The organism is Nonomuraea maheshkhaliensis, from assembly GCF_039529435.1.
Lineage (GTDB): Bacteria > Actinomycetota > Actinomycetes > Streptosporangiales > Streptosporangiaceae > Nonomuraea > Nonomuraea maheshkhaliensis.
The window spans coordinates 12,138-22,598 of the sequence record NZ_BAAAMU010000161.1; the positions used below are offsets into that span (position 1 = coordinate 12,138).

A 10,461-nucleotide genomic window follows, 5' to 3' on the forward strand; every position below is an offset into this window, starting at 1 on the left:
AAACGCGCGGGCGCGCCCCCCGCGCCGGCGTTCCCGGACCACACCCCCGTTTCCTTCCTGAGGAGAGAACACTGTGCGAGCCCGACTGCGCCGCTCAGCCGTGCTGCTGACCGGCGCGCTGATCCCCGCCTCGCTGCTGATCGGCCATCCCGCCGCGGCCACGTCCGCCGCGGAGCCCGTGACAGGGGCGTTCGCCAAGGCGGCGGACACGTACGAGGTGCCGCGTGACCTGCTGGTCTCCCTCGCCTACGCCGAGACCCATTTGGACGGACACGCCGGCGAGCCCAGCGCCAGCGGCGGCTACGGCGTGATGCACCTGGTCACCTCCCGCACGCTGGAGCGCGCGGCCAAGCTCACCGAGCGGCCCGTCTCCGCGCTCAAGAGCGACGACGCCGCCAACATCGCCGGCGGGGCGGCCGTGCTGCGCGCCCACGCCGACAAGCAGGGCCTGGACGCCGCCGCCCGCAAGGACCCGGCCCGCTGGTACGGCGCCGTCGCCCGCTACGGCGGCGCCACCTCCCCCGACGTGGCCCGCCTGTACGCCGACACCGTCTACGACCTGATGGCGCAGGGCGTGCGCGCCACCACGACCGGCGGCGAGAGCGTCACGGTCAAACCGCGCACCGTCGAGCCCGACCGCGGCGCGTACGCCAAGGCCAAGGACCTGGACGGCCCCAGCACGCTCGCCGCCGCCGCGGTCGACTACCCGCAGGCGACGTGGGTGGCGGCCAACAGCGCCAACTACGCGGTGTCCAGCCGCCCGTCCAGCGACACGATCGACCGGATCGTCATCCACGTGGCGCAGGGCTCCTACGCCGGGACGATCTCCTGGTTCCAGAACCCGGCCGCGAAGGTCAGCTCCCACTACGTGGTGCGCTCGTCGGACGGCGCCGTCACCCAGATGGTGCGGGAGAAGGACCGGGCCTTCCACGCCGGCGACTACAACCGGCGCTCGGTCGGCATCGAGCACGAGGGCTTCGTGAACGACGCCTCGTGGTTCACCGACGCGATGTACCGCTCCTCGGCCGCGCTGACCCGCAACATCGCCGACCGGTACGGCATCCCCAAGGACCGCACGCACATCGTCGGCCACAGCCAGGTCCCGGGCACCGACCACACCGACCCGGGCGGCAACTGGAACTGGAACACGTACATGCAGTACGTCACCGGTGGCGGCGGCAGCCCCACCAACCCGCACACGCCGGAATCGGTGTGCGGCAGCGGCTACAAGGTGATCGACTCGGCCGCCCTGGGCTCGGCCGGCACGGTCTACCTGCTCTACAACACGGCCAACGGCTACAACTGCGTGGCCACGATCAAGAAGACCTCGATCGGCACGGCCAGCGCGACCAGCGCGTACCTGGAGGTCAAGGGCAAGGCTCGCGTCACCGACAGCGGCAACTTCGCCTACTACGCGGGCCCGGTGCGTGCCTCGGCGGCCGGCCAGTGCGTCAAGTGGGGCGGCAAGGCCGGGACGAACGTCTACGACAGTCCGTCCGAGCACTGCGGCTAGGACGACTGGGGGGCGGGTGCGGGCTGCGGCCCGTGCCCGCCTTTCGCTCGCTCGGAGCACAAATCGCACGGCACCACGACATCACGGCATCACCGCGCCTGCGCCGGCTCCGTCGCCTGCGGTGCGCTGGTCACCGCGCCTGCGGATCGCGCGGTGCCGACGGCGTTCAGTGGTCGCGCGCGGTGACTACAGCTTCTCGAGCTTGGCGTACGGTGCGGTCAGCCGGTAGGTCTCCGAGCCGAAGTCGACGATCACGGCGACGTCCTGGTGCACGGCGATCACGCGGCCAAGGCCGTATTTGTCGTGACTCACCTGGTCGCCCGTGACGAATTGCTCAATCGGCGGCGGGGGCACGTCGGGGACTTTGAAGGGGCTGGTAGGCAGCTGGCGCCGGGTGGCGGCTTGATAGGGCCTCATTGGCTTGATTATGGTCCTTACCGGGAGATAAAGCGACCGAAACCATCAGATACTGGTGGAATTCATACCCTGGCCCGGCGAAGCCGGCCGAGAAGTGCCGGTAAGCAGACCTTCCGGTTGCCCGCCGTGACCCTGGAACGGCCCGCCGGAGGAACGAGAACGGGCCCGCCCCCCGAAGGGTGCGGGCCCGCCCTCATGCTGCTCGCCTGATCAGGCGGCTACGATGTTCTCCGCCTGCGGGCCCTTCTGACCCTGCACGACGTCGAACGACACCTTCTGACCCTCGGTCAGCTCGCGGTAGCCACCGTTGGAGACGATGTTGGAGTAGTGCGCGAAGACGTCGGCGCCGCCGCCGTCCTGCGCGATGAAGCCGAAGCCCTTTTCGGAGTTGAACCACTTCACGGTTCCAGTAGCCATGTCGATCTCCTTCAGAAATTGCAGGAACGAGAGAATCCGCACCGCGCGGATCTCGTGTCGCCGCGATGAGCCCATCCGGAGAAGACCGGTAAACGAAAAACGCGCCTGCAGATCACATCTGTCAGGCGCGCAAAGTCACTATGGGTGCCATAACTGCAACGTGTAGAACTCTATCACAGGTGTGGCACCGCCTTCCGCCGAAGCGGTCCGTCGCGTCGCGACCCGTCTCGGGGGACCCCGTCCTGAACGCCCGGGTCCGGCGGAAAACCGGGAGGAAGACCGCGAAAGATCCGATCACAGAACGGCGATCCCCCCTAAGATGCGGTCATAAGGCAGAGAAGGGTGACGCGTGACCGAGAGTGAGCGACCCACGGGGAAGATCGACCCGAACGTCCCCACCGTCGCCCGGATGTACGACTACTTTCTGGGCGGCAAGGACAACTTCCCCGCCGACCGTGAAGCCGCCGAGCGCATCCTGCAGTTGAGCAGCAAGGGCGGCGCCGACGTAAGGGAGATGGCGCGGGCGAACCGCGGCTTCCTGGTCCGCGCGGTGGAGGCGGCCGCCAGGGCCGGCGTGCGCCAGTTCCTCGACATCGGCACCGGCCTGCCCACCCAGGACAACGTGCACCAGGTCGCCCACCGGATCATCCCCGACGCCAGGGTCGTCTACTCCGACAACGACCCGGTCGTACTGGTCCACGCCCGTGCGCTGCTGACCGGCGACCCCCACACGGTGATCGTCGAAGGCGACGCGCACGACCCCAAGGGCCTGCTCGGCGCCGCCGCCCGCCACCTCGACTTCAGCGAGCCGGTGGCGGTCCTGGCCGTCGCGCTGTTCCACTACCTCTCCGACGACGACGAGGTGGCCGGTATCGTCAGGACCCTGCGCGAGCCGCTGGTGCCGGGCAGCCATCTGATCATCTCGCACGCGTACGTGGAGGAGGGGTACAGCTCCGGCGAGCGGAAGGCCGGCACCGAGGAGGTCTACCGGCGCACGACCTCCGGCGTGCTGCACTGGCGCGACCGCGCCATGGTGCGCACCTACTTCGACGGGCTGGAACTGCTCGAACCCGGCCTCGTGCCGGTCCAGGACTGGCGCAACGACGACCCGATCATCGCCCCCGGCCTGGACAAGGGCGGCATCCTCGGCGGCGTCGGCCGCGTCCCGCTCGAAGCCCCACGGTCCGGCTGAGCGAAACCGCGACACACCACACGAGAACGCCCTCTCACCCCCACCCGCGGCGTAACCTGCGGCAACAGGGCCGTACGCAGTCCTGACCTCCCCCGCGTACAGCGAGGGGGAGTGCGGATGATCACGGTCGTCGCGGGCGCGTTCGCGGCAGTGGACCAGGAGTACCTGTTCGAGGCCCGGCAGATGCAGGCGCTGTCGTTCGTCGTGCACATCCCGCTGGTGTGCTTCGGCATCGCCTTCCCGGCGATGGTGCTGTTCTGCGAGTGGCGCTGGCTGCGGACCGGTGACGAGCTCTACCGCACGCTTGCCCGGCGCTGGTCCAAGGTGATGCTGGCGCTGTTCGCCATCGGCGTCGTGACGGGCACGATCCTCAGCTTCGAGCTGGGGCTGCTGTGGCCGGGCTTCATGGCGAGCTTCGGCAACGTGTTCGGCCTCGGCTTCACCATGGAGGGCTTCTCGTTCTTCATCGAGGCCATCTTCATCGCGATCTACGTCTACGGCTGGGACCGGCTGCGTCCGCGCACGCACTTCCTCATGGGCATCCCGGTGGTGGCCGCCGGAATCACGGGGTCGTGGTTCGTGATCTCCGTCAACGGCTGGATGAACCATCCCGGCGGCTTCGTGCTGCGGGACGGCCGGGCCGTCGAGGCGCGCCCGTGGTCGGCGCTGTTCGCCAACGAGTTCTTCTGGCACGAGTTCGTGCACATGTACTTCGCCGGGTACATCGTCGCCGGCTTCCTCATCGCCGTTCCGTACGCGTGGGGCTTCCTGCGCGGCCGCTGGAGCCGCTACCACCGCACGGCCCTGACCGTCGCGCTGTCGGCCGCGGCGGTCGCCGCGCCGCTGCAGATCGTCATCGGCGACTGGGCCGCGCGCGAGATCGCCCGGCACCAGCCGGTGAAGCTGGCCGCGCTCGAAGGGCTCGGGCGGACCACGCGCGGCGCGTCCGAGCACCTGCTGGGCTGGTACGACGGCTCCGAGGTCGTCCACGGCATCGAGATCCCGCGCCTGCTGTCCCTGCTCGCCTTCCACGACCCCGACGCGACGGTCATCGGCCTGAACACGGTGCCGGCGCAGGACCTCCCGCCGGTCAACGTGGTCAGGATCGCCTTCCAGAGCATGATCGGCATCGGCTCGCTGCTGGCCCTGCTCGGCGTGGTCTTCCTCTACGTACGGCTGCGCCACAGACGGCTGCCCGGCTCGCCCTGGTTCTACCGCGCGGTCGTCGCGGCCGGGCCCCTGTCGGTCGTCGCCCTCCTCGCCGGCTGGGTCACCACGGAGGTCGGGCGGCAACCCTGGGTCGTGTACGGGGTGATGCGCACCGGCCAGGCGGTGACCGGCGCGTCCGGCATCCCCATCGGCTACGGCACGCTGATCGTCGTCTACCTGGGACTCGCCGGCGGGGTCTGGTGGCTGCTGCACCGGTTCAGCCGCGTGCCGCTGGAGGAGCACCATGACTGAGATCCCGATGCTGCTCATCCTCGCCGGCCTCGCCGCCTACACCGTGCTGGCGGGCGCGGACTTCGGCGCGGGCCTGTGGACGCTGCTGGCCGGCGGGCGGGGGAGCGGCGACGACCTGCGCCATCACGCGCGGCACGCGATGGGGCCCGTCTGGGAGGCCAACCACGTGTGGCTGGTCTTCGTGCTGGTCGTGTGCTGGACGGCGTACCCGGTCGCGTTCGGCTCGATCATGTCCACGCTGGCGGTGCCGCTGTTCATCGCGGCCGTCGGGATCATCCTGCGCGGCGCCTCCTACGCGCTGCGCGGCCAGCTCGACGGCGCTCCCGGCGAGCGGCCGGTCGAGTACCTGTTCGCCCTCTCGTCGATCCTGACGCCGTTCGCGCTGGGCACGGTCGCGGGCGGGATCGCCTCGGGGTGCGTCCCCGTCGGCAACGCCGCGGGAGACCTGGTCACCAGCTGGCTGAACCCCACCTCGGTGCTCATCGGCGCGCTCGCCGTCGCCGCCGGCGCCTATCTGTCGGCCGTCTACCTGGCGGCCGACGCGGGCCGGCTGGGGTCCAAGCCGCTGGAGCCGGCCTTCCGTAACCGCGCCCTCGTCGCGGGCGGCTGCGCGGGCGCGATCGCCCTGGCCGGGCTCATCGTCGTCCGGTACGACGCGCCCGCGCTGTCCGCCGGGCTGACCAGCGACGGGGGCGCGGTGATGGTCGCCGTCTCCGGCCTGGCGGGCCTGGCCACCCTGGCGCTGGTCTGGCGGCACCGCTTCGGCCCTGCCCGCGCCTCGGCGGCGCTCGCCGTCGCGGCCATGGTCGCCGGCTGGGCCCTGGCGCAGCGGCCGTACGTGCTGCGCGGGCTCACGCTCGACCAGGCCGCGGCCGGGCACTCGACCCTGACGGCCGTCGTCGTCACGGCCGTGATCGGGGTGGTCGTGCTGTTTCCGGCGCTGTTCCTGCTGTTCCGGCTCTTCCTGCGCGGCGACCTCGACCACGGCGCGACCCCTGCCGCCGCCGAGCCCACCGCCCGGCCCGCCGGACGGGGTGTCGCGCGCTCCCGGCACGCGGCGTTCGCCGGGGCCACGCTGGTCCTGGGCGTCGCCATGACCGTCCTGGCCGGACCCGGCTGGGTCCTCGCCGTCGGCGTGATCCTGCTGGTCGCCTGCGCCGTGGCCACGTTCACCCTCGCGGCGGCGGAGCCCTGACAGGGGCGGCGACACACCGCCCCGCGCTGGAACGCCGCCGTCAGCCGGCCGGTGCCGGGGCCTCGCGCGGGCGTCACCTCCACGACCAGGTGTTTCGTGATGGGTGGGGCGCTCTGCGTACTGACGTCGGCGATCCCGCACAGCACGTTGAGCTCCGGCATGTAGCCTGCGGCGCACCCCGGCGGGATCTCGTAGCGGACGGCCCGGTACGCAGCGCCTCGAACGTGTACGCCTGATCGGGCGTGGCCGGCGCGAAATTGCCCCCGAGCGCGACGAACACCTTCACCTCGCCCCTGCGCATCGCCTCGATCGCGCCCACGGTGCCCAGGCCCGGCTCGCGCGGCGGATCGATCCCGCAGACCTCCGCCAGCCGGTCGAGGAACGCCGCGCCGGGACGGTTGTCGACGCCGCAGGTGCGGTTGCCCTGCACGTTGCTGTGCCCGCGGACGGGGCACGGGCCCGCTCCCTCGCGACCGAGGTTGCCCCGCAGCATCAGCACGTTGACGATCTCCCTGATGGTGTCGACGCCGTGCTCGTGCTGCGTCAGGCCCAGACACCAGGCGATGATCACCCGTTCGGACGGCAGATAGGAGTCGGCCAGCCGGCGGATCGCCTCCTCCTCCACGCCCGGCCCGCTGACCAGGTCCGCCCAGGGGCCCCTGGACGTTCATCGTGCCGGTCCTCGTCGTACGGAAGGTCGCCATGTCGATGAACTCGTGCGGCACGATCGTCCGCCGCGACGCCGCCTCGATCAGCGGATTGACGTGAACGAGTTGCGCGCCGCGCCGGTCGGCCTCGGCCAGCCACGTCAGCATCCGCGGCGCGTTCGTCGCGGCGTTGTCGCCCATCAGCCAGATCGCGTCGGCCTGCTCCCAGTCGTTGAGGTCGACCGTGCCCTTGCCGGTGCCGATCGCCGCCGTCAGCGCCCGGCCGCTCGCCTCGTGGCACATGTTGGAGCAGTCCGGCAGGTTGTTCGTGCCGTACTCGCGGACCCAGAGCTGGTAGAGGAAGGTCGCCTCGTTCCCGAGCCGCCCCGAGGTGTAGAACGCGGCCCGATGCGGGCTGTCCAGCCCGCGCAACGCCTCGCCGACCAGGGCGAACGCTTCCTCCCACGGGATGGGCCGGTACGTGTCGCTGCCGGGGTCGTACGACATCGGCTCGGCCAGCCGCCCCACGGCCTCCAGGTCGTGGTCGTTCCACCGGGACAGCTCGGCGAGCGCCACGCTGCGCGACGCGCCCCGCCCAGCATCCGCCGCTCGGCGTCGGGCCGCCCCGTCAGCCGGCGATGTCATCTCAAAGTCCCTCCGATCGGCGGGCACGGCGGCCCGGGGGCCACCGCGTCCGGCCCTGCCCGCGGGGGAGCGTGTCAACGCGACGTCACCTACCCGCTGGCCGGCCCGGAAGACATCACCGCACGTCAGAGGGCGTGCGCCGCCTCCGCCTCCCAGACGAAACCGTCGGGGTCGGTGAAGGGACCTGCGGCGCCGCCCATCACGATCCCGTGCGAGCCGGTGCCCTCCTCCTGGGGCATGCCGGTGTCCTTGGCGAGCGCGCGGCGCGGGTAGAGCGCCAGCGTGACGGCCGAGGACGGGGTGTCGAACTCGACGTACTTGCCGCCGAAGCTCCTGGCCACGGCCAGGCCGCGATCGACGTAGAAGCGCTTGCTGGCCTTGACGTCCGCCACGCCCAGCAGCAGCGCGACCTGGTCGATGCGCCGGGTGACGGGCCCGGAGTCCTTCTTCTTCGAGGTGGCGATCTTGCAGATCGTCCCGTCGGGGGCGCGGACGACGGCGCCGTACCCCCAGAACCCCTTCGTGGCCGGCTTCAGCGTCGTGGCGCCGGCGTCGAGTGCGACGCCGACCAGGGCGTCCACGTCTCCCGGCTGGGAGACCACGAGGGACAGCGCGAACCCGCGGAACCCGGCCGCCGGCGCGTCGGAGGCGCGCACGCTCACGTACGGGCTCAGGCCGAACGCCGCGTAGAAGGCGTCCGCGGACGCGGGGTCGGGGGTCTCCAGGGTGACGGAGGCGAACATGGTGGTCATGGCTGGTCCTTCCAGATTTGTCGTGATGTGGGGGTGTTTACCGGTCTTGGAGCAGCCCGAGGACGTTGCCGTCGGGGTCGGTCACGGTGGCCGTCACCCGGCCGCCGCCGACCTCGTGCACGGGCTCCCGCACGGTGGCGCCGGCGGCGGTCAGCTCGGCCAGCTTCGCCTCGATGTCCGGTACGTGCCAGTACGCCACCGGCGCCGTCATGCCCTGCGGCCCGCCGTTCGGCACCAGGCCGATGTGCTGGCCGGCGACATCGAAGCCGACGTAGTAGGACGCGTCGGTCTGCGGCTGGACGCCGAGCAGGGCCGCGTACACGGCCTTGGCCTTCGCCAGGTCGGAGACGGGGTGCAGCACGGTCTTGATGCCCTGGGGGGACGAGGTGGTCATGGTCGCTCCTTGCGGTCGGGGCCGTCGCCGGCCCGCTGTCTTCGTGCCCTCAGCCTCGCGCCCGGGCCGGTCCTCCCACATCCGTGGCGACCACGGAACCGACCACGGATTCGCACTACGGATGCACGGGGGAGTGGCGCCAACGGATACGGCAAACTAGGACGGTGCTGGCAGAAGCGGAGATATCACCTCGTGAAGCCGAGGTCCTGGAGCTGGTCGGTGCCCATCTCAGCAACGCCGAGATCGCGGCCAGGCTGTGCATCTCGGTCCGTACCGTGGAGAGCCACGTCTCCTCGCTGCTGCGCAAGCTGGAGGCGCCGGACCGGCGGGCGCTGGCCCAGCGCGCACCCGAGCCGCCCGGCTCCGGCCCCTCACGCCCGGCCCCCGGTCTGCCGGCTCCGCTGACCTCGTTCGTCGGCCGGGTGAACGAGCGGGCCAGGCTGACCGAACTCATCAGAACCCACCGCCAGGTCACCGCCGTCGGGCCCGGCGGGGTGGGCAAGACCCGGCTGGCACTGGCCGTGGCCGCGGACGCCGCCGGCGACCACCCCGACGGGGTCTGGTTCGTCGACCTGGTCCCGGTCGCCGACCCCGGCATGATCGCCACCGCGGTCGCCGGCGCGCTCGGCCTCGGCGAACAGCCCGGCCGCGACCTCACCGAGTCCGTCCTCGCCGCCCTGGGCGACCGGCACGCCCTGCTCATCCTGGACAACTGCGAGCAGGTGGTGGACGGGGTGGCCCTGTTCCTCGAACGACTGCTCGCGGCCTGCCCCCGTGTGACGGTGCTGGCCACCAGCCGGGCCCGGCTGATGGTCCCGTTCGAACGGGTGTATCCGGTCCCGCGCCTCTCACTGAGCACCGACGGCGGCTCGGACGCGGTCGCCCTGTTCCTGGAACGAGCCGCGGCAGCCGGCCACCCCCTGAACCTCACCCCCGCCCCGAACCACGGAACCGATCTTGAGCCCGGCCGCACACCGACCCCCGGAACCGCGGCCCTCACACCGGCCCCCGGAACCGATCCCGAGCCGGCCCGCACGCTGGATCCCAGGATCGATGATCCGGTGCCGGACTCCGTTCCTGGCGCGTCGCTCAGGGAACGGATCTCCGTGATCTGCGAGCGGCTGGACGGGATGGCGCTGGCGATCGAACTGGCCGCCGCCCGATACCCCACGCTCGGGCTGGACGGCATCACCGCGGCCCTGTCCCATCCGCTCAGGATGCTCACCGGCGGCTCGCGGGCCGACGAGCGGCACCGTTCGATGCGGGCGGCGCTGGACTGGAGCCATGCCCTGCTGGATCCGTCCGACCGGGCGCTGCTGCGGCGGGTGTCGGTGTTCGTGTCGCCGTTCACCGTCACGGCGGCGGCCGAGGTGACCGGGGTGGAGGAGGGCCTGGTCGCCGACGGACTGGCCCGGCTCGCCGAGCAGAGCCTGCTCACGGTGACGGCCTCCGCCGCCGGCACGGAGTACCGCGCGCTGGAGACCATCCGCCAGTACGGGACGGAACGCCTCACCGAGACCGGCGAACTGGCCGACGCCCGAACCAGGCACCTGCGCTGGTGCCTGGCCCAGGCCGCCGGACTGGCGGTGGCGCGGCAGGACTGGCGGGCCAGGTTCGACCTGGTGGCCGACGACCTCCGCGCGGCCCTGGCATGGGCGGCCGACCAGCCGGACCAGCGCGCCGGCGCCTGCGACCTGGCCCGGCGCCTGGCGGAGCTGACCTTCACCCGCAACCTGACCGGTGAGTCCCAGCGGCGCTACGAACAGGCGGCCGAACTCCCGACCCACCCCCCCGTCGCCCCCTCGATGCTCCCCCCGGCCGCGGCCGC

Annotated in this window: 10 protein-coding genes and 1 pseudogene; 5 read left to right on the forward strand and 6 right to left on the reverse strand. The window is 71.7% G+C overall.

Going from position 1 to position 10,461, the window contains the following annotated elements:
• The first annotated feature begins 73 nt into the window (after positions 1-73).
• A complete protein-coding gene (locus ABFX54_RS50620) occupies positions 74-1,513 on the forward strand; it encodes an N-acetylmuramoyl-L-alanine amidase (RefSeq protein WP_346114383.1) in 1,440 nt (479 codons plus the stop codon).
• 186 nt (positions 1,514-1,699) lie between these two features.
• Here ABFX54_RS50620 and ABFX54_RS50625 read toward each other — a convergent pair whose 3' ends face one another.
• Both ABFX54_RS50625 and ABFX54_RS50630 read right to left on the reverse strand, forming a co-directional pair.
• A complete protein-coding gene (locus ABFX54_RS50625) occupies positions 1,700-1,930 on the reverse strand; it encodes a hypothetical protein (RefSeq protein ID WP_346114384.1) in 231 nt (76 codons plus the stop codon).
• A gap of 210 nt (positions 1,931-2,140) precedes the next feature.
• Positions 2,141-2,347 (reverse strand): cold-shock protein, encoded by a 207-nt coding sequence (locus ABFX54_RS50630; RefSeq protein ID WP_106245888.1) that lies wholly within the window; start codon positions 2,345-2,347, stop codon positions 2,141-2,143.
• 349 nt (positions 2,348-2,696) lie between these two features.
• Here ABFX54_RS50630 and ABFX54_RS50635 point away from each other — a divergent pair, with 349 nt between their 5' ends.
• The 3 genes from ABFX54_RS50635 (at position 2,697) to ABFX54_RS50645 (ending at position 6,195) form a co-directional block, all read left to right on the forward strand.
• Positions 2,697-3,539 (forward strand): SAM-dependent methyltransferase, encoded by an 843-nt coding sequence (locus ABFX54_RS50635; protein ID WP_346114386.1) that lies wholly within the window; start codon positions 2,697-2,699, stop codon positions 3,537-3,539.
• Positions 3,540-3,656: 117 nt separating this feature from the next.
• Positions 3,657-5,000, forward strand: coding sequence for a cytochrome ubiquinol oxidase subunit I (locus ABFX54_RS50640; protein ID WP_346114388.1), 1,344 nt, complete (start codon positions 3,657-3,659; stop codon positions 4,998-5,000).
• Complete coding sequence (locus ABFX54_RS50645) at positions 4,993-6,195, forward strand: cytochrome d ubiquinol oxidase subunit II (protein ID WP_346114389.1); 1,203 nt, start codon at positions 4,993-4,995, stop codon at positions 6,193-6,195. The genes ABFX54_RS50640 and ABFX54_RS50645 overlap by 8 nt, the downstream gene beginning before the upstream one ends.
• 73 nt (positions 6,196-6,268) lie before the next feature.
• On the opposite strand, the gene ABFX54_RS50650 is transcribed toward ABFX54_RS50645, so the two are convergent.
• From ABFX54_RS50650 to ABFX54_RS50665, 4 genes and pseudogenes are all read right to left on the reverse strand, one after another.
• Entirely contained in the window at positions 6,269-6,820 is a 552-nt protein-coding gene (locus ABFX54_RS50650; protein WP_346114391.1) for a molybdopterin-binding domain-containing protein, read from the reverse strand.
• A gap of 232 nt (positions 6,821-7,052) precedes the next feature.
• Positions 7,053-7,487 (reverse strand): annotated as a pseudogene (locus ABFX54_RS50655) (hypothetical protein); the annotation flags it as partial.
• A 125-nt stretch (positions 7,488-7,612) separates the two neighbouring features.
• Positions 7,613-8,239: a glyoxalase gene (locus tag ABFX54_RS50660; protein WP_346114393.1), complete on the reverse strand. Its 627-nt coding sequence runs from the start codon at positions 8,237-8,239 to the stop codon at positions 7,613-7,615.
• Positions 8,240-8,276: 37 nt separating this feature from the next.
• Positions 8,277-8,633, reverse strand: coding sequence for a VOC family protein (locus ABFX54_RS50665; protein ID WP_346114394.1), 357 nt, complete (start codon positions 8,631-8,633; stop codon positions 8,277-8,279).
• Positions 8,634-8,797: 164 nt separating this feature from the next.
• Here ABFX54_RS50665 and ABFX54_RS50670 point away from each other — a divergent pair.
• Positions 8,798-10,461 (forward strand): ATP-binding protein (locus ABFX54_RS50670; protein ID WP_346114396.1); only part of this gene is annotated, 1,664 nt, incomplete at its 3' end.